14 protein-coding genes are annotated in these 19,227 nt (G+C 58.6%); 7 read left to right on the top strand and 7 right to left on the bottom strand.

Annotated features, from left to right (window positions below; genetic code table 11):
• Positions 1-63 precede the first annotated feature (63 nt).
• The 5 genes from AC781_RS03735 (at position 64) to trmD (ending at position 7,584) form a co-directional block, all read left to right on the top strand.
• Positions 64-2,316 (top strand): vWA domain-containing protein, encoded by a 2,253-nt coding sequence (locus AC781_RS03735; protein ID WP_067773700.1) that lies wholly within the window; start codon positions 64-66, stop codon positions 2,314-2,316.
• A gap of 14 nt (positions 2,317-2,330) precedes the next feature.
• The gene (locus tag AC781_RS03730) at positions 2,331-4,703 is read left to right on the top strand and encodes an SH3 domain-containing protein (RefSeq protein WP_067773697.1); all 2,373 of its coding nucleotides are present in this window, start codon (positions 2,331-2,333) and stop codon (positions 4,701-4,703) included.
• A gap of 33 nt (positions 4,704-4,736) precedes the next feature.
• Positions 4,737-5,624: a sugar phosphate nucleotidyltransferase gene (locus tag AC781_RS03725; protein WP_067773693.1), complete on the top strand. Its 888-nt coding sequence runs from the start codon at positions 4,737-4,739 to the stop codon at positions 5,622-5,624.
• 119 nt (positions 5,625-5,743) lie between these two features.
• Positions 5,744-6,860, top strand: a protein-coding gene (prfB, locus tag AC781_RS03720) for a peptide chain release factor 2 (protein ID WP_342744170.1) whose coding sequence is annotated in 2 segments (ribosomal slippage) — positions 5,744-5,827 and positions 5,829-6,860 — 1,116 coding nt in all. Because the reading frame shifts where the segments join, the coding sequence is not laid out codon by codon here.
• 4 nt (positions 6,861-6,864) lie between these two features.
• Positions 6,865-7,584, top strand: a complete 720-nt coding sequence (gene trmD / locus AC781_RS03715) for a tRNA (guanosine(37)-N1)-methyltransferase TrmD (protein WP_067773688.1) — start codon at positions 6,865-6,867, stop codon at positions 7,582-7,584.
• A 6-nt stretch (positions 7,585-7,590) separates the two neighbouring features.
• On the opposite strand, the gene AC781_RS03710 is transcribed toward trmD, so the two are convergent.
• Positions 7,591-8,130 (bottom strand): lipocalin-like domain-containing protein, encoded by a 540-nt coding sequence (locus AC781_RS03710; protein WP_197677917.1) that lies wholly within the window; start codon positions 8,128-8,130, stop codon positions 7,591-7,593.
• A 213-nt stretch (positions 8,131-8,343) separates the two neighbouring features.
• Between AC781_RS03710 and AC781_RS03705 the strand changes: the two genes are divergently transcribed.
• The gene (locus AC781_RS03705; protein WP_067773722.1) at positions 8,344-11,034 is read left to right on the top strand and encodes a cation-translocating P-type ATPase; all 2,691 of its coding nucleotides are present in this window, start codon (positions 8,344-8,346) and stop codon (positions 11,032-11,034) included.
• Between the two features lie 190 nt (positions 11,035-11,224).
• On the opposite strand, the gene AC781_RS03700 is transcribed toward AC781_RS03705, so the two are convergent.
• The 6 genes from AC781_RS03700 to AC781_RS03680 all read right to left on the bottom strand — a co-directional run bounded on the left by AC781_RS03700 (position 11,225) and on the right by AC781_RS03680 (position 16,700).
• Entirely contained in the window at positions 11,225-13,159 is a 1,935-nt protein-coding gene (locus AC781_RS03700; RefSeq protein ID WP_067773685.1) for a heavy metal translocating P-type ATPase, read from the bottom strand.
• Between the two features lies 1 nt (position 13,160).
• Positions 13,161-13,514: an ArsR/SmtB family transcription factor gene (locus AC781_RS03695; protein WP_067773682.1), complete on the bottom strand. Its 354-nt coding sequence runs from the start codon at positions 13,512-13,514 to the stop codon at positions 13,161-13,163.
• A 187-nt stretch (positions 13,515-13,701) separates the two neighbouring features.
• On the bottom strand, positions 13,702-13,806 hold the full coding sequence (locus AC781_RS14395; protein ID WP_141675733.1) for an AURKAIP1/COX24 domain-containing protein: 105 nt from the start codon (positions 13,804-13,806) through the stop codon (positions 13,702-13,704).
• Between the two features lie 45 nt (positions 13,807-13,851).
• Positions 13,852-14,727, bottom strand: a complete 876-nt coding sequence (gene hisG / locus AC781_RS03690; RefSeq protein WP_067773680.1) for an ATP phosphoribosyltransferase — start codon at positions 14,725-14,727, stop codon at positions 13,852-13,854.
• A 130-nt stretch (positions 14,728-14,857) separates the two neighbouring features.
• Positions 14,858-15,781 carry a DUF3472 domain-containing protein gene (locus tag AC781_RS03685; protein ID WP_067773677.1) on the bottom strand — a complete coding sequence of 308 codons (924 nt, stop codon included), beginning with the start codon at positions 15,779-15,781 and terminating at the stop codon, positions 14,858-14,860.
• A gap of 61 nt (positions 15,782-15,842) precedes the next feature.
• Positions 15,843-16,700, bottom strand: coding sequence for a carbon-nitrogen hydrolase (locus AC781_RS03680; RefSeq protein WP_067773673.1), 858 nt, complete (start codon positions 16,698-16,700; stop codon positions 15,843-15,845).
• A gap of 200 nt (positions 16,701-16,900) precedes the next feature.
• Here AC781_RS03680 and rpoD point away from each other — a divergent pair, with 200 nt between their 5' ends.
• Positions 16,901-19,114 (top strand): RNA polymerase sigma factor RpoD, encoded by a 2,214-nt coding sequence (rpoD, locus tag AC781_RS14390; protein ID WP_083076525.1) that lies wholly within the window; start codon positions 16,901-16,903, stop codon positions 19,112-19,114.
• Positions 19,115-19,227 lie beyond the last annotated feature (113 nt).

The following is a 19,227-nucleotide window of genomic DNA, read 5'->3' as shown; positions in this document are numbered from 1 at the left end:
GGGCTCGGAGATGTGTATAAGAGACAGATCCCGCACCGTAACCCCTCCCCCCCCGGAACCAGCATGAACTTTCTGCACCCTGAAGTCCTGTTCCTCCTCATCCTGCCGCTCCTGCTGGCAGTCGCCGCCATCGTATCGGCTCGCCGTAAAAACAACAGCTGGCTCGCCCTCGTCTCCGAAACCCACAAAACAGAACTCCTCGTCCGCCCTGCCCCGTGGCGCCGCCACTTCCCCACCGCCTTCGGCCTGCTCGCACTGGCCCTCGTCATCATCGCCCTCGCCCGCCCATACAGCGGTTACACCGACAGAAAAGACATCAGCATGGGCCGCAACATCATGCTTGCCATCGACGTCTCCCGCTCCATGGAAACGCGGGACGTCTCCCCCTCCCGCCTCGAACAGGCCCGCACTGCCGCCTATGAACTGATGGACGCCCTGCCGGACGACAACTTCGGCCTCATCGTCTTCTCCGGAGATGCACAGCTCGCCGTCCCCCTCACCCACGACCACAACGCACTGCGCGAATCCATCGAACAAATCAACCGCAGCTGGGCCTCCTATGGAGGAACCAACCTCAACAACGTCCTCTCCTGCGCGCTGGACACCTTCAAACAGCACTCGCCGGACACCACCAACGCCCTCATCATCCTCAGCGATGGGGAAGACACCGTCGGCAACTCCCTCTCCCTCGTCGAACGGGCGCGCAAAGAACACCTCATCGTCATCACTGTCGGCATCGGCACCAAAACCGGAGACGTCATCCCCGACACCCAGGATCGCACCGGACTCTACCGCGACAACAACGGGCAAAACGTCATCAGCAAACTCAACGACGAATCACTCATCAAACTCGCCAAATCGACCGACGGCCAATACTATGCCATCAACTCCGGCAACGCCCTCGCCTCCTTCGTCCGCTCCGCCACCTCCAAACTTGAAGCAGAAGAACAAAGCGACCAAACCACCAAAATACCGAACGACCAATACACCCTCTTCGCCATCCCGGCCCTCATCTTCATCCTCCTCGCCATCGTCATCGGCACCGAATGGCGCTCATGGAAAAGAAAAACCGCCCTCCTGCTCCTCTTCCTCCTCGGCGCGCCTCCCGCAAAAGCCGAAAACCGCACGGAACAACTCCTGAAAGCCCTTCAAAACGAACAATACGAAGACGTCATCCGGCAACTATCCGACGGCCCCGAAGAAGCAAACCCGGAACGCCAAAGCCGCCTTCAATTCGCCAAAGGCTATGCCGAACTCAAAAAAAACGAACCGGACCTGGCAAAAGAAAGCTTCTCGAAAGCCCTTTTGAGCAATGAACCCTCCATCCAGGCCGCCTCACTGTACAACATCGGAAACATCAACATTGAACAGCAATTTCAAACCCTGCGGAAACTGTACACCCCTGCACCCGGCACCAGCGGACAGCCTTCTGCCCCGGCCCAGCCCGACATCACCCAACTGAAAAACATCAAACAACAACTGGAACAGGACACGCAAAGCTACAAAGACGCCCTGCAAATCCAGCCCGAATTTCCTGCCTGCCGCAACAACCTGAACAAAACGGAAACCTTCATCCGCAAACTTGATCAGGAAATCAAACGCCTCGAAGAAGAAAAGAAAAAACAGGAAGAGCAACAAAACCAGCAACAGCAGCAAAATCAACAGAATCAAAAGAAGGACGACAACAAAAACGATCAGAACAAACAGGATCAGAACTCCGGAGACAACAACAAAAACGACCAGAACAAACAGGATCAGAACTCCGGAGACAACAACAAGAACGACCAGAACAAACAGGATCAAAACTCCGGAGACAACAACAAGAACGACCAGAACAAACAGGATCAGAACTCCGGAGACAACAACAAAAACGACCAGAACAAACAGGATCAGAATTCCGGAGACAACGACAAAAACGATCAGAACAAACAGGATCAGAACTCCGGAAACAACGACAAAAACGACCAAAACAAGCAGGATCAGAAACCCGGAGACAACGACAAAAACGATCAAAACAAGCAGGATCAGAAACCCGGAGACAACGACAAAAACGACCAAAACAAACAGAACCGGAACGCCGGAGAACAGGGACAGCCCGAACCTGAACAGCAGCAACAGCCGGACAAACGCCCCGAACAGGGCGGCCAACAACAAATTCCTCCCCCGGAAGCGGAACTGGCACCCTCCAAAGAAGCCAAAGAAGCAGGAGAAAAACACCGCGCCGCACAAATACTCCGCATGCACACCAACGAAGTCAAAGGCGCACCCTATCCCACCTTCAAACGCCCCATCGCCCCTCCGACCAAAGACTATTAAACCTCCTTCACACCATGAACCAGCAACATTCATCCACCATCCGCACACTGTTCCTGTTCATCGGCCTCTTCCTGACGTCATGGACCCGTGCCGACATCACCGCACAGTGGAGTTCAGACGTCGTCATCCCCGGAGAACAGACCTATCTGCTGCTCATCGAATCGGACGGCACGCCCATCGGCTTGAGCAAAGCCCCTTATGTTTCCGGCATGACCCTTGAAGCACAGGGATCCGGCAGAATCAACCAGCCGAACAACCCCAACGGCTACGCCAGCCTCATGGTGATCGGAGCACGCGCCGACAAACCCGGCAGCATCACCATCCCGCCTCTGGAAGTACAAACGCAATCCGGCAAAACGGTCACCGTCGCCGTACCTCCGCTCACGGTATGCCCCTTCGATCAGGTGCAATGGAAAGATGATCCCATTCCATACGGCATCCTTTGGTATGCGCGCAACAAGGAACCCTACGTCATGCAACCGCTTGATGTCGTATTGAAACTGTACATACCCCGCCAAATTCAGGATTGGAAACTGCCCCCCCTTCAGGGAACGGGACTCTCCGTCTCGCGCTTCAGCCAGGTCATGCTCGACTTCATGCCTGCACCTGTCGCACAGACAAGCAAAGGTATCTGGCGCGCGCTCACATGGCATGGCACCATCACGCCGCTGCGCGAAGGAGACACCTCCATCAAAGGCTCGATCATCATGTACGTGCCCACGGAAACAAACCGTCCGTCTTTCATCATGCAAACATTGCAGCCCTATGAGCTGCCCCTCTCGGGCCTATCGCTGCGTGCCCTTCCCCTCCCGCTGAATGCCCCTGCGGGCTACGCCAATGCCGTCGGAGAATTCTCCATCAAGGCGGACACCGATGCCCGCGACCTCTCGGCCAATGAACTCGTCTCCGTCCGCATCACCGTCTCGGGCCAGGGAAACCTCGACCAGCTCACCTGCCCGGACATCTCCGACCCCGCCCAGTGGAAACTCAACCCGCCGAACAAAATCGAAAACCGGGATGCCATGGGCAACCTCCAAAGCGTCACCTTCCAGCTCAACATCAGACCAACTGAAGAAGTACCGGGCATACCTGCCTTCACCATGTCCTACTTCGACCCGCAGGCGCGTGAATACAAAACCATCGGCACCCGGCCCATCGCCCTGCCGTGGAAAGCCTCGGCAGACACCATGAGCGGCCCCGCAGGCTCCGGCAGCACCGCTCCGCCGCCCGCAGGTGCCGTCCCCGTCGAAGAACTCGTCGACATCTACGACCTCCCGCCCGCCGAAACCATCCGCGAACGCATCAGCATCCCGAACTACTGGCTCTGGATCTGCTACATCCCCACGCTCGCCCTCCTCGCCTACCTCGGCACACGCACATGGCTCCGCTGGCGCAACACCTCCATCGCCCAGCGGCAGCGACTCGCCGAACTCAAAAACATCTCCTCCATCCGGGACTCCGTACCCTTCCTGCGCGCCCTCGGCGCCTACATCGAGGCCCACATCCCCCGCGACAGGATGAACGACAGCCTCGAACAAATCCTGAAACAGAGGGACGAAGAAGCATTCAAGCCTGACACCCACGCCACGGCCCTCTCCCACGACCAGCGCAACGGCATGCTCCACGCCGTCAAAACCGCCGTCCGCAGCATGGCCGCCCTCGCCCTCATGGCCCTTGCGGCTCTCGACAGCATCTCGCAGGCGCAGGACTCCCCGGCAGACAAATCCTACAAGGCCGGACAATACAGCCAGGCCATCTCGCAATACGAACAGGCTCTCCGCGAAATTGACGGCACCGGCGCCAACCCCGCACGCTTCCACTACGGCATCGGCAACGCCAACTACCGCCTGAACAAACCCGGCCACGCCGCCCTCGCCTATGCCCGGGCGCTGGAACACAACCCCGCCCTCAAGGAAGCCGCGGCCAACCTTGCCTTCATCCAGCGCAAAGAAGGAGCCATCACGCCCAACCTCAGCGCACAGGAAGAATGGATCACATGGATGCCCTACCGCTCCCTGCTCCCCATCGCCATCGTCTCCGGCGCCATCCTCACGGCAGGCATCTCCCTGCTCATGCTCACGCGCCGCCGAAAAGCGCTCACCGTCACCGTCTCCACCCTTGCCGGGCTCGTCCTCGTCCTCAGCCTTGCCAACTACATCTACTATCCCCACCTGCCGGACACCCTCACAGCTGCGGAACGCTACTACGTCCTCGAAGCGACGCCCGCCCGCACCTCGGCCGACCCGTCCGGCTCCCCCGTCATCCAGCTCACGCCGTCCACCCCCCTCATCGTACTCGCGAAACGGGGAGCATGGACCTACATCGAAACCTTCACCGGAACCCGAGGCTGGGTCGCCACCAAAGACATCGCCTCCGTCGCCCCCTGATCCGGCGCAGCCATCTCTTCATCCAAACCATCCATGCAATCGTTCATCCTCGGTGCCGGACTCGGCACCCGCCTCATGCCGCTCACATCGCTCCTGCCGAAGCCGCTCATCCCCGTCTTCCAGCAGCCCATGGCCGAACTCCTGCTCGACTACCACTACGAAGCGGGAATCCGCGAATTCATCATCAACACCTCGCACCTCGCTCTGTGCTGGGATCGCGCCTTCCCCGAGCATGAATGGCGCGGCTGCCCCATCCGCTTCAGCTACGAACTCACCCCGCTGGACTCCGGCGGCGGCATCCGCAAAATCCTGCCCCTCATCGACAAGGACTCCCCCCTGCTCGTCCAGAACGGCGACATCCTCACCGACCTCCCCCTGCAGCAGCTCATCGCCGCACACAAAGCCTCGGGAGCCATGGTCACCCTCGCCCTCCGCAGCAAAGACGGCAACCGCAACGTAGGATTCGACGAAACGGCCGGCCGCGTCACCGACATGCGCCACCTCCTTGGCAAAGACAAAGGCACCTGCCAATTCGCCGGAATCTACATCATGGAACCGGCCATTGCCGACCTCTTCCCAGATGAAGAAACCTGCTCCATCGTCCCCGTCTGGATCGAACTCATCCGCCGGGGACAAATAGCCGGAGTCCTCTTCGATGAAGCCCGCTGGTACGAACCAGGCACCCCAGCCGCCTACCTCGACATGATGCTCGACCTTCCGAAAGGCGATCGCAACCGCATCCACCCCTCGGTGCAAATCGATTCAACCGCCATTGTCTGCCCTCAGACCGTCATCGGAGAAAATGCAAGCGTCCCCGAAGACACCACACTCACAGAATGCCTCGTCTGGCCGAACACCCCCGTACCGCCCGGCAACCACAGCCGCCGCATCTTCACCCCGCACTTCTCCGCCGACGCCTGATCCATACCGCCACGAGCCCCCCTGTCAAGCAGCCTCTGCGGCGTATGGCGCACCCTGCGGCGCCTGAGAACCCCTTTCTCCTTGCAAACCGTCCCCACCTCCGCTATACTCCCCTCCACATGGACACACACGCTGATTCTGATCTCTCGGCGCTCGACACGGCTGCATTGAAGAGCCGTCTTTCCGAGCTCGGGAGCTATCTTTGACCTCGCTACACTCGAACAGAAAGTAGCCCACCTCGATGAACGCATGAGCGCACCGGACTTCTGGGACAACCCCACCGAAGCCCGCGCCCTGATGAACGAAATCAACCCCATGAAACGCCGCCTCGAACAGATGCGCGCGCTCGAAACCGGCCTTGAAGACCTCGAAATCCTCATCGAAATGGCTCAGGAAGAAGACGACCATGCCATGGCCGTCGAAACCGTCAAGGAATACCACGCATGGGTCAAAAAACTTGAAGAATTCGAACTCATCACCCTGCTGAACAGCCCTCACGACTCCGCCGGATGCTACATCACCATCCACGCGGGCGCAGGCGGCACCGAAGCCTGCGACTGGGCAAGCATGCTCATGCGCATGTACATGCGCTGGTGTGAACGCAAAGGCTACACCATGGAAATCATGGAAAGCACCGACGGCGACGACGCAGGCATCCGCTCCGTCACCATCAAAATCGAAGGCGAATACGCATACGGCTACCTCAAAAACGAACGCGGCATCCACCGCCTCGTCCGCATCTCGCCCTTCGACTCCGCCGGCAAACGCCACACCTCCTTCGCCTCCCTCGACGCCACGCCGGACATCTCCGACACCGTCGCCATCGAAGTCCTCGACCGCGACGTCAAAATGGACACCTACCGCGCAGGCGGCAAAGGCGGACAAAACGTCAACAAAGTCGAAACCGCCGTCCGCCTCACCCACCTTCCGACCGGACTCATCGTCGCCTGCCAAACCCAGCGCAGCCAGCTCCGCAACCGTGAAGAAGCCATGAACATGCTCAAGGCCAAGCTCATCCAGCTTGAAGAAGACCGCAAGCGTGCCGAAGCCGACCGCCAATACAGCGAAAAAGGCGACATCGGCTGGGGCAACCAAATCCGCTCCTACGTCTTCCAGCCCTACCAAATGGCAAAAGACCTCCGCACGGGAATCGAATCCGGCAACATACAGGACGTCATGGACGGCAACCTTGATCCCTACATCGAAGGCATGCTTCGCCGCAACGTAGCCAAATAAAACCATGCTTGAAATAGACGTCCTCACCCTGTTCCCCGACATGGTACTGGGACCGCTCTCCCAAAGCATCCTCGGCCGCGCCGGGGATGCGGGCATCGTCTCCGTCCGCGCCCACAACCTCCGCGACTGGGCGTACGACAAACACCGCCGCACGGACGACTACCTCTGCGGCGGCGGCCAGGGCATGCTCATGAAATGCGAACCCGTCTTCGCCGCCGTCGAACAACTGCGCCGCGAAAACACCCGCATCATCCTCATGACCCCGCAGGGCCGCACCTTCAACCAAAGCATCGCCCGCGAACTTGCAGACCACAGCGGCCACTACATCATCCTCTGCGGCCACTACGAAGGCGTCGACCAGCGCATCATCGACACCCTCGTCGACATCGAACTCTCCATCGGCGACTACATCCTCACCAACGGTGCCATCGCTGCCGTCATCGTCATTGATGCCATCACCCGCCTCATCCCCGGCACCCTCGGCGACGAACGCTCATCCGAAGAAGAATCCTTCGCCGACGGCCTCCTCGAAGCCCCGGCCTACACCAAGCCCAACGAATACCGGGGCATGCAGGTACCCGAAATCCTCCTCTCCGGCAACCACAAAGCCATTGCCGACTGGAAACGCGAACAGGCAATCATCCGCACGCAAACCAACCGTCCCGACCTCCACGAAGCATGGCTCCGGCGGCAGGAATCAAGCACTCCTAGTGCCCCTTTGTGACGCGAATCATGATTTCTTATAGCGGAAAAGTATCGTACCGTCTTTTGCCTTTTCCAATAGCAGCCCCTTCGAGGGAATTTTTTTCTGCAAGGCATCGACATTTCCTTTCGCATACCCAATGCGTGACAATTTGACAATCCTGAAATTCTCCGTGAACGGGATCGTCTGCCTGTTGCCGACACTCTTGCCCGAAACGGTCAGAACATCGCCGTCGCGCTTCCATCCTTCATACACCAGCGTCGCCATATTGATGGAAGACGCCTTGCCGCCCTCCTCCAACCGAAACCCCTGCACCTTGCCGGGCTGCCCCGGAACAGGCATCACCCAGCTCCCCGTCAAATCACTCTGGTGTGAAGACGAACAGGCAACAAACAGCAACGACGACAGCGCAACAACATACTTTTTCATCACGAATACCTCTATTTTGAACAAACCCGGACGATACAGCCGAATACCGACTCTTCTCCGGAACGTGTTCCCTGTTTCTACACCTTTCACATCAGCATGCAAGCACGAATTGCGGCAAGAACAGGCAAACACACGCATCTCCTTCAAAAAAATTGAACAAAAACCGCAGCTCCCGCCTCATAATGATATCCAGCCTGTAGAATCTCACGGCTCGGACACCATCATCATATCGACACACACATGGACCAATCATCCAGCGACGACAACGGCAGCATTCCCCTAAGTAGCAGCAAAACAAACGCATCCCGACCACGCGAAGGCATGACCACCTCTCCCTGTGAGAACACGGCCATGCCTTTTTCGTGCCCCGAACCATGGCACGCAAAAAGCACAGAAACCGTCTGCGCCACCCTCGCCACCACCCGGAACGGCCTCAGCGATGCCGAAGCGGAACAACGGCTCCGCCTCTGCGGCCGCAACGAACTCCGTGCCAAAGAACCGAAAACCACCCTCCGAATGATCCGGGAACACATGGCCGATCCCATGATCCTCATCCTCATCGGAGCAGCCATCCTCTCGGCATGCCTCGACGAATGGACGGAAGGCTTCGTCATCCTCGCCATCGTCATCCTCAACACCATCATCGGCATCGTTCAGGAAAAAAAAGCGGAATCGGCTCTTGAAGCCCTCCGCAGCATGAACACCCCCCATGCCAAAGCGCTTCGCCAAGGAGAGGAAAGCATCATCCCCTCCTCCATGCTCGTCCCCGGCGACATCGTCTTCCTTGAAGACGGCTCCATGGTACCCGCGGACATCCGACTCATCGAATCATCCAACCTCCAGATACAGGAAGCTTCCCTCACAGGAGAATCCCTCCCCTCCAGCAAAAACGCCATTGCCGAACTCCCGGAAAACTGCCCCCTCGGCGACCGGAAAAACATGGCCTACGCCTCCTCCATCGTCACCTACGGCCGTGGCACCGGCATCGTCACCGCCACCGGCATGCACACCGAAGTAGGCAGCATCGCCGGAATGCTCGAAAACCAGGACGAGCTGGACACCCCGCTCAAACGCAAACTCAACGCCGTCGGCAAAACCCTCACCATCGTCGGCATCATCGTCTGCATCCTCATCTTCGCGCTCGGCTTCCTCTACCAGCGCCCCCTCGTCCCGCAGCTCATGATCGCCATCTCGCTGGCCATCTCCATCATCCCGGAAGGCTTACCCGCCACCGCCACCATCGTCATGGCCCTGGGTGTTCAGCGCATGGCGAAACGCAACGCCCTCGTCCGCAAACTCCCCGCCGTCGAAACCCTCGGCAATGCCACCGTCATCTGCAGCGACAAAACGGGCACCCTCACCCTCAACAGGATGACCGTCACCCACCTCGCCGCCGGGCAAGGCCTCACCCTAGGCTCCGTCGTCCCGCTTGCGAAAGCGGTCGAAGCCCCCGATTCCTACACCCGCCTCATCCATGCGGCAGCCTTGTGCAACAACGCCTCCCTCGACCCCGACCGCGCAGGCGAAATCATTGGAGACCCCACCGAAGGAGCCCTCATCCACCTCGCCGCCGCCTTCGGCATCAACCAGGCGCAACTGGAAACCGCACACCCCCGCCTCCTCGAACACCCCTTCGACTCCGACAGAAAACGGATGTCCACCGTCAACCTCACCGACGGGCAGCATATCCTCTACACCAAAGGAGCCCCCGACTCCATCCTCGCGCAATGCACCAGCATCTTCGACGGCACCGAAATACGCCCCATCACGCAGGAAGACAGGGAACGCATCGCCGCCATTGCCGACTCCATGTCGGAACAGGCCCTGCGCGTCCTCGGCTTCGCTGTCAGGGAAATCGATACCCTGCCTGCCTCCGGCGATGAAAACCTCGAACACGGCCTCACCTTCGTCGGCCTCGCGGGCATGATCGACCCTCCGCGCAAAGAAGTCGCCGAATCCGTCCGCATCTGCCGCGAAGCCGGCATCCGCACCGTCATGATCACCGGAGACCACCGCAACACCGCCCGCGCCATCGCGCAGGAACTCGGCATCTGGCACCCCGGAGGCACCATCGTCACCGGAGAAGAACTCTCCCGCATGACCCCCGCCCAACTCGACGCCGCCGTCAAAACAACCACCGTCTTCGCCCGCGTCTCCCCGGCGGACAAACTCGACATCATCCAATCGCTCAAACGAAACGGCGAAATCGCCGCCATGACCGGAGACGGCGTCAACGACTCCCCCGCCCTCAAAGCGGCAGACATCGGCGTCGCCATGGGCATCACCGGAACCGACGTCGCCAAAGGTGCCTCCGACATGATCCTCCTCGACGACAGCTTCACCACCATCGCCCAAGCCATCAAGGAAGGTCGCCGTGTCTACCGGAACATCCAGAAAGTCATCCAGTTCCTCCTCGTCGGCAACATCGCGGAAATCGCCACCCTCTTCATCGCCACCCTCCTCAACTGGCAATCCCCCCTCCTCGGCGTCCACATCCTCTGGGTCAACCTCGCCACCGCCACCCTGCCCGCCCTCGCCCTCGGCGTAGACCCGGCGGACAGGCACATCATGAAATACAAACCCGTCAAATCGGGAACCCTCTTCGAGCGCGACCTCATCACCCGCGTCGTCTCGCAGGGCCTCTTCGTCGCCGCCATGACCCTCGCCGCCTACTGGTACGGCAACCGCGCAGGCGGCCACGCCACCGGCCAGACCATGGCCTTCTCCGTCCTCGCCCTCTCGCAAATGCTCCGATCCTTCAACCAGCGCTCCAACACCTCCCCCATCTGGGTACGGGCCGAAGGCCACAACCCGTGGCTCTGGGTCGCCTTCGCCGTCTCGGCAGCTCTAATGGCCTGCCTCCTCTTCATCCCCTCGCTCCAGCAAGCCTTCCGGCTCACCTGGCTCAGCGGCACGGAATGGGCCATCGTCGCAGGCGTCTCCTTCCTCTCCATCGTCCAGATGGAAATCGCGAAACTCGTTCGGAAACTGCGGAACCCCGATGCCGCCACGGCCTCATCACCGCATACGCAGCAAGGCTGAGCACCGCACGTATCACGCGGCATCTCCTCCCGGGCATCCCACGGCTCTCCCTGGGTGCCCGGAAAATCATTCGCCCCCATGCCGCCTACAATCACCGCATACCGCGCCTCGCGGAACACCGGATCCATCCCCCCGTCAACACGAACACCGCCACAACCGGAAACGCCCGGCTCAAACACACATCCAGCCCTCAACCGAAACGGGCAAACCCGCGCAACGCATTCAACGAAGCAAGAATCGACACCCCCACATCCGCAAACACAGCTTCCCACGTCGTCGCCACTCCGAGCACCCCCATCGCCAGCACAACACCCTTCACCCCGGCAATCAACCATATATTCTGCCGTACCAGCCGCCGGGCATGCTGCGCCAACCCGAACGCTATCGGCAGCTTCGACAAATCATTCGCCATCAGCACCACATCGGCCGCCTCCATCGCCACATCCGAACCGAGGCCTCCCATGGCGATACCGATATCCGCCCGAGTCAGCACCGGCGCATCATTCATCCCGTCACCCACGAAAGCCACATACCCCTTACCGCCAAGCCTTCTCTGAAACAACTCCAGACAAGAAACCTTCGCATCCGGCAACAAATTCGTATGGAACGTCGGAATCCTTAAACGGCGCGCCACATACTGGCCGGCAACCACAGTATCGCCTGTCAGCACAGCCAACTCGCACCCGGCACCCCTCAAAAAATCAACCACCGCAGGCGCAGCCCCCCTCATCCGGTCCGCCAGCTTGATACGCCCGGCATACACCCCATCCACAGCAAGCTCCACAACCACAGAACCGTCCTCCTTATCATCGGCCTGCAACACCACCCCTGCCTCCTGCAGCCACGACGCCTTGCCCACCATCACAAAACGCCCCTTCAGCATGCCGCATACCCCCTTGCCCGCCACCACCTTGCCATCCTCCACCCGCTCCAGCTCCCGAGAGCCACTCCAAGCCCGCACGATCGACCGCGCGATAGGATGAGGCGACACGGCCTCCAAAGAAGCCGCAACAAACAAAATATCCTTCCTCGAAAACGGCGGCCAAGCCCTCACCTCCGACACCTCAAAATCTCCCTCCGTCAGAGTTCCCGTCTTATCGAAAGCCACCATCCGCACCCGGTTCAACGCATCTACAAACGCACTCCCCTTGAACAGAATCCCCAGCCGCGACGCCCGGCCGATGGCCGCACAAAACGTCAGAGGAATCGACAGCACCAGCGCGCACGGACAGGAAATCACCAGCAGAATAACCCCGCGCCGCAGCCCCTCCGCCCAGGACACATCGCCCAACAGGGGAAACAGCACCGCCAGCAGGCAAGCTGCCGCCACCACGCACGGCGTATACCATGAGGAAATCCTCGTAATCAAATTCTCCAGCTTCGTCTTGCGCTCCGCCGAAGCCTGCACGATCTCCAGCACCCGCGCAGCCGTCGAATCCTCCCACCTCTTACGCACCCGCACCGCAAGCACCCCCGAAAGATTCACACAGCCGGAAAGCACCTCATCCCCTACCGAAACTTCACGGGGCAACGACTCCCCCGTCAACGAACTCGTATCCAGAGAAGACACCCCCTCCAGCACCACGCCATCCACCGGCACACGCTCTCCCGGATGCACCAACAGGCAATCTCCCGGCACCGCCTCGGCGGCAGGCACCTCGCGCGTATGGCCCTCCGCATCGCGCACACGGGCCGTATCCGGCCTCAACTGCATCAAAGATGAAATCGACTGCTTCGACTTCGCCACCGAACGCTCCTGCAAATGCTCGCCGACCAGATAAAACAGCATAATCGCCACCCCCTCCGCATACTCGCCCAGATAAAACGCCCCAAGCGAAGCCACCGTCATCAGGAAATTCTCATCGAACACCCTGCCCCGCAAAACATTCCTCGCGGCAGCAGCCATCACATGCCCTCCGGCCACCACATAAGCCGCCGCATAGCAGGCAACCCCTTCCCAACCCTCGCCGAACATCCACCCGGCAAACGCCAAACCGGCGGCAACCGCAAACCGCACCGCCATCAGCCAATCCTGCCTGCGCAAATCATGCCCGGCCATGGAATCGCCGGCCCGAAAAACCTGCCCGCAGCCCTCTCCATCATTGCATCCGCACGTCTTCATCATCTCATTCATGCAAATGTTCCAAACCCATCTCGAGAATCATACGCACATGATCGTCCGCCAGCGCGTAAAACACATTCTTCCCCTTCCGCTGCGCCCGAACCAGCTTCTCCCGCTTCAAAATATTCAACTGATGAGAAATCGCCGGCCGGGTCATCCCCAGAATATCCGCCAAATCGCTCACGCACCACACTGCTCCTTCGAGCGCACACAACACCTTCAACCTCGTACTATCGCCGAACACCTTGAAAAAATCGGACAACTCGTACAAATCCTCATCGGGCAGCATCCCGGCGCGAGCCCGCTGCACCTCCTCGCCATGCTTCAACAAACCTGCATCGATAGAAATAGATCTCATATTGATTAAACGATTGCTTAATCGATAAATTATCACAAAGAGTAAAAACCGTCAAGAAAAACCCAGCGAAAAATGACACCATCAACTCCCACCCGCAAGCCGCCAATAACCTGCAAAAAAAACGGTGCCATTCCACTGAATGACACCGTGCGATTTTTCGGCCCTCACGCCGCTTGCGGAAAGCCACTTAGGACTTGTAACGCAAACGCTTCTTGTGACGGTTCTGGCGCATGCGCTTGGAGCGCTTGTGCTTGTTGATTTTGGTCTTACGACGTTTTTTCAGCGATCCCATATTTGTATGTTTTCGTTATGTGTTCTCTTAGGAGAATGTTCCGGCCTAGTACACCAGCTTATTCAGCGAGTACTCGATGATACCTTCCGCGCCGAGGGCCTTCAGTTGGGGAATCATGTCGCGGGCGACGGATTCGTCAATCACGGTTTCGACGGCCACCCAGCCATCGTCCGAAAGCGGAGAAACCGTCGGGCGGCGCAGGGAGGGAAGAGTTTCGACGAGAGTGGTCAGAGACTCCTTCGGGAGATTCATCTTCAGCCCCACCTTGCCGCGGGCCTCGAGCGCGCCGCGCAGCATCATCACGATATTGGTAAGCTTCTCGCGCTTCCAGTCGTCCTGCATCGCCTTCTTATTGGCGATGAACTGCGGGTAGGAAGTCATCAGCGTATCCACAATGCGCAGCTTGTTGGCGCGGATGGAACTGCCCGTCTCGGTAATATCCACAATGGCATCCACCAGATCCGGCACCTTCACTTCCGTCGCACCCCACGAAAACTCCACATCGGCCTTCACGCCCTTTTCAGCCAGCCAGCGCTCGGTAATACCCACGCCTTCCGTGGCAATGCGCTTGCCCTCGAGATCCTCAGCCGTACGGATGGGGGAATCTTCCGGCACCACGAGCACCCAGCGCGTCGGCTTCGAGGTCGCCTTGGAATACTGAAGATCCGTCAACACGTCCACATCGGCGCGGTTTTCGTAAATCCAGTCCTTACCGGTAATCCCACAGTCGATAAAGCCTTGATGCACGTAGCGGCCGATCTCCTGAGCGCGAATAAGGTACAACTCCAGAGAGTCGTCATCGGAGGTAGGCTTGTAGCTACGGCTTGATACGTAAATATTGAAGCCTGCCTTGCGGAACAATTCAACGGTAGCATCCTGAAGGCTACCCTTGGGCAATGCGAGTTTCAGCTTGTTTGACATGACAGAAGGGAGATAAAACTACCATTCGGCCCCATTGTCAAGGCGAAAGAAGGCCATCGAAGCAAATCCCGCATACGGGAACGCTCCATGGCCCTCCTTTCCTTCAACCGGTTCGCTGCACACAAACCGCTCATTCCGCATACTTCTCCTGTTGATAAACGGGAGCCTTGATAATATCCATCACCTCCTTGCCCGGAACCGTACGCTTGGACGACGCAGGCAACTCCTTGGAAGAGAACAGCGGGAAAGAGGGATCAGCCTCCAGCGCACCGCCTGTCGCGATGGAATGCATACCACGGGCAGCATTCAACTCAGCGCGCACATGCTTGGAAGGAGTACCGTCGCCCGTAAAATCGTTCTTGGAAGCCTGCAGCCACTGACCGTCGGACTGGAGGGAGAACACGGGGCCGTACGTCGCCTTGCGCACATGCTTCGTCGACTCGTAGTTGCGGCGAAAATCCTCCACAAAACTCACCGCATACCCGAGCCCCTTCGGATCGGCATAGGTACGCCAGCAGGAAATCAACTCCCACTTCTTCGCCTTGTCATTATACACATAGCCGGAAAGCTGCCGCGTACCGGGGCCGTCTTCCTTATCCACCACGAGGAACTTAAGCACATCGCCCACCTTCCAGTCGAAATCGCGCATACTATTGCCGCCCGTACCTTCTCCGCCGAAACGGCGCGTACGCACACCGTCGCCCTTCTTGATCAAAAGCGCACGCTGGTCTTCGGGCACCACATGAGGATTATCACCCTGCGGCACCGGATCCCAAATCGAAAAAATCACCACGGGAGAACCATCCGCCACTTCCTGAAAACCGATATAGCCGTTATGGAAATTGGCCGCGCAGAAATACGTACCGGGCGCACTCTCGTTAGCCTGGGCTTCAACGTAAATCGCCTTCGTCTTGTCCGCAATCGGCATGTGATGCATGTGCACGGAACGGCACTGGCGCTTCACGAGTTCTTCGGGAGAAGGCCCTTCCGCATGGAGAAGGGTACTGCATGTAATGGCCGCGGAAGCGGCGAACAGAATGGATGACAGATTCATAAATGAAATAGATTGGTAGGAATACGGCATGAACCGCCCTAATCTTCCAAAAAAGACAATCTTATTTTCCCCAGCGCTTCAAAACGCCTCCGTAGGAATCAATACGCCGGTCACGGAAAAACGGCCAAATACGGCGATGGTCCTCCAATGCCGCCAGATCCAGATCCGCATACAAAACCGTCTCCTCCGAAACGGAAGCCTTCGCCACAATCTGCCCGCAGTAATCGGACACGAACGACTGCCCCCAGAACTCCGTCTCGCCCTCCGTCCCCACGCGATTCACACTGCACACATAACAGCCGTTCGCCACGCCGTGGCCGCGCTGCACCGTCTCCCACGCGCAATGCTGCGCCGTACCGAGTGCCGGCTTCTCCTCAGGAAGCCAGCCGATCGCCGTCGGATAGAAAAGAATCTCCGCACCCTCCATCGCCGTCAGCCGTGCAGCCTCCGGATACCACTGGTCCCAGCAGATCAGCACCCCGATGCGACCGAACCGCGTCTCGAAACACTTATACCCCAAATCTCCGGGAGTAAAATAAAACTTCTCCTCAAAACCGGGATCCTGCGGAATATGCATCTTGCGGTACAGACCCAGGAACGCACCGTCCGCATCCACCACCCACGCCGTATTGTGGTACAGCCCCGTGGCACGCTTCTCGAAACCGGCAGCCACAATCACCACGCCCAGCTCCCGGGCCAAAGCCTGATGGGAGGCCGTCAACTCGCCGGGCAACGATTCCGCCGCATCGAACTCCCCGCAATCCTGCGTACGGCAGAAATAAAGCGTCGTAAAAAGCTCCTGCGTACAGACAATCTGCGCCCCGTTGGCCGCCGCTTCGCGAATGGCCTCCTCCGTGCGTTTCTTATTCGTCGCAATATCTGCAGACACATTTTGTTGAATCAGCGCAATCCTTGGCATGAACGAGAATTACCGACAGACAGTCCAAAAGTCAAGAACAAGCTTATCCGGCTTCTCTTCCGGCAACACAATCCAAACAAAGACAATCATCACACAGGAAATGCTTGACACATTTTCAGGAATCGTTACAATGCCCTCCCGATCAGTCAAACCTTGACAAAATCGGTAATGGGTGGATTTTACCCCAAATTTTGCATGCCATGACAAAACCGAAGCAAAACTCCTCATCTTCTGCGGCAAAACCCGCCAAACCGGCTCAAAAAACCGAAGCGGAACCTACAGGCAAGAAAACAGATACCAAGGCAGCGGCTTCAAAACCGGTCGCCAAAAAAGCGGCTCCCGCTGGCGATGCGAAAAAAGCCCCGGCGGCCAAACAATCGGTCCCCGCTCCCGCCAAAAAGGCTTCCGCCCCGAAAGCAGCCAAGGCTCCGGCGAAACCCGAACCCGAAGCGGAACCAAAGGCCGACCGCGCCAAAACAACCAAATCCCCCAAAGTATCCGCACGGGAACTTCAGGAATTCTTCCCGGACGACATCACCCTCAAAACCGCCTTCAAACAGCTCGTCACCATCGCCAAGAAAAAAGGCGGCTACGTGACCGACGACGACATCTTCGACGCGCTGCCCGACGACGGTTACGACCCGCAGGACGGCGAAATCATATTTGAACGCCTGCACTCCCTCGGCATCGAAGTACGCGACGACGCCCCCGTCGCACCCACCCCCCTTCAGCTCTCCGGACTTCCCGGCGGTAAAAAAGCCAAAAAGGGTCACAAGGTAGAACCGGTCCGCGGCATCGTCGACACCCCCGGCGTACAGGAAAAAATCCGCGAACTCATCCTCCTGGCCAACGAACAGGGCTACCTCACCTACGACGACATCAACGACGTCCTGCCCAACGACATGATCGACCCTCAGGACTACGAGGAAATCATGGAACGCCTGCGCAGCATGCAGTTCGACATCATCGACGCCTCGGACGTGGACAGCTACAGCGACCGCCAGCGCCTCTCCGACATCGAGGAAGAAGACGAAACCGAGAAGATGGAAGCCAAGCTCGACATCCTCGACGACCCGGTTCGCATGTACCTCAAGCAAATGGGCCAGAAAGACCTCCTGTCCAGGCAGGAAGAAGTCGCCATCTCCCTGCGCATCGAAAAAGCCGAAGACGAACTCCAGAAGCACATCCACCGCTTCGGCACCGTCTACTCCTACTACCTCGACTTCGCAGACAAAGTCATCCGCAACGAAGAACGCTTCGACCGCATCGTCATCGACAAAAACATCGACCGCCGCGACAAATACCTCAAGGAAGTCCACCGCCTCATGGGCCGCGTCATCGAAGCACATGAAGACGCCCAAAGCGCCTACGTCCGCCTTCACAAGGCACGCAAAAGCGGCAAGGCCGTAACCGCCTACGAAAACTCCTTCAACGAATCCCGCGACGAACTCACCGAACTCTTCAGCCAGTTCTCCTTCAAAAGCAAAATCTTTGAAGACTTCGTCGAAAAACTTCGTGAACTCCGCCTCAAAATCAAAAAACTGACCAAACAGCTCGACAGCAACCCCGACAACAAGGAACATCAGGACGCCTTGCGGGAATACGAAATGCAGGTCTGGATGCCGGTAGACGAATTCTTCGAAACCTACCAGCAAATGAAAGTCAGCGCCAAGGAAGCCCAGCGCGCCAAAAAGGAAATGATCGAAGCCAACCTCCGCCTCGTCATCTCCATTGCGAAAAAATACACGAACCGCGGCCTCGCCTTCCTCGACCTCATTCAGGAAGGCAACATGGGCCTCATGAAAGCCGTGGAAAAATTCGAATACCGCCGCGGCTACAAATTCTCCACCTACGCCACATGGTGGATCAGGCAGGCCATCACCCGCTCCATCGCCGACCAGGCGCGCACCATCCGCATCCCGGTACACATGATCGAAACCATCAACAAGCTCATGCGCGTCCAGAAAAAACTCGTGCAGGACCTTGGCCGCGAACCAACACCGGAAGAAATCTCGGTGGACAGCGGCATGCCGGTGGACCGCGTACGCTCCGTCCTCAAAATGGCGCAGCAGCCCATCTCCATGCAGCAGCCCGTCGGCGACTCGGATGACACCTCCTTCGGCGACTTCCTCGAAGACAAAACTGCCGAAAACCCCATGGAAGGAGCCTCCTTCGCCTCCCTGCGCGAAAAACTGCACGGCGTACTCGACACGCTCAACGAACGTGAACGCGCCGTCATCGAACAGCGCTTCGGCCTCCGCGACGGCAACCCGCGCACCCTCGAAGAAGTCGGTCGCCAATTCAACGTCACTCGCGAACGCATCCGCCAGATCGAAGCCAAGGCTCTTCGCAAACTGCGCCACCCCACGCGCATCAGCCGCATCAAGGGCTTCCTCGACTCCACAGGCGCTTGATCTCAAGCTCCCTGCCCCGGCAAGCGGTCACATTGCCTCTCCTTCAAAACCCGTCCGGTTCACCGGACGGGTTTTATCGCAGCATCCGCCCGAGAAAAATTCAAAAAAGTGAG

Origin of the sequence: Neoakkermansia glycaniphila (assembly GCF_001683795.1) — a bacterium.
In the GTDB taxonomy this organism is placed as follows: Bacteria; Verrucomicrobiota; Verrucomicrobiia; order Verrucomicrobiales; family Akkermansiaceae; genus Akkermansia; species Akkermansia glycaniphila.
The sequence above is the reverse complement of the archived record's forward strand: the minus strand, read 5'-3'. Positions and strand labels throughout refer to the sequence as shown.

Excerpts from the sequence above, each read along its gene's own strand:
- trmD (WP_067773688.1), top strand. The coding sequence starts at position 6,865 with ATGCTTGAAATAGACGTCCTCACCCTGTTCCCCGACATGGTACTGGGA.
- rpoD (WP_083076525.1), top strand. The coding sequence starts at position 16,901 with ATGACAAAACCGAAGCAAAACTCCTCATCTTCTGCGGCAAAACCCGCC.
- AC781_RS03735 (WP_067773700.1), top strand. The coding sequence starts at position 64 with ATGAACTTTCTGCACCCTGAAGTCCTGTTCCTCCTCATCCTGCCGCTC.
- AC781_RS03710 (WP_197677917.1), bottom strand. The coding sequence starts at position 8,130 with ATGCGTGTGTTTGCCTGTTCTTGCCGCAATTCGTGCTTGCATGCTGAT.
- AC781_RS03685 (WP_067773677.1), bottom strand. The coding sequence starts at position 15,781 with ATGAATCTGTCATCCATTCTGTTCGCCGCTTCCGCGGCCATTACATGC.
- AC781_RS03705 (WP_067773722.1), top strand. The coding sequence starts at position 8,344 with ATGCCTTTTTCGTGCCCCGAACCATGGCACGCAAAAAGCACAGAAACC.
- AC781_RS03700 (WP_067773685.1), bottom strand. The coding sequence starts at position 13,159 with ATGATGAAGACGTGCGGATGCAATGATGGAGAGGGCTGCGGGCAGGTT.
- AC781_RS03725 (WP_067773693.1), top strand. The coding sequence starts at position 4,737 with ATGCAATCGTTCATCCTCGGTGCCGGACTCGGCACCCGCCTCATGCCG.
- AC781_RS14395 (WP_141675733.1), bottom strand. The coding sequence starts at position 13,806 with ATGGGATCGCTGAAAAAACGTCGTAAGACCAAAATCAACAAGCACAAG.
- hisG (WP_067773680.1), bottom strand. The coding sequence starts at position 14,727 with ATGTCAAACAAGCTGAAACTCGCATTGCCCAAGGGTAGCCTTCAGGAT.
- AC781_RS03695 (WP_067773682.1), bottom strand. The coding sequence starts at position 13,514 with ATGAGATCTATTTCTATCGATGCAGGTTTGTTGAAGCATGGCGAGGAG.
- AC781_RS03680 (WP_067773673.1), bottom strand. The coding sequence starts at position 16,700 with ATGCCAAGGATTGCGCTGATTCAACAAAATGTGTCTGCAGATATTGCG.
- AC781_RS03730 (WP_067773697.1), top strand. The coding sequence starts at position 2,331 with ATGAACCAGCAACATTCATCCACCATCCGCACACTGTTCCTGTTCATC.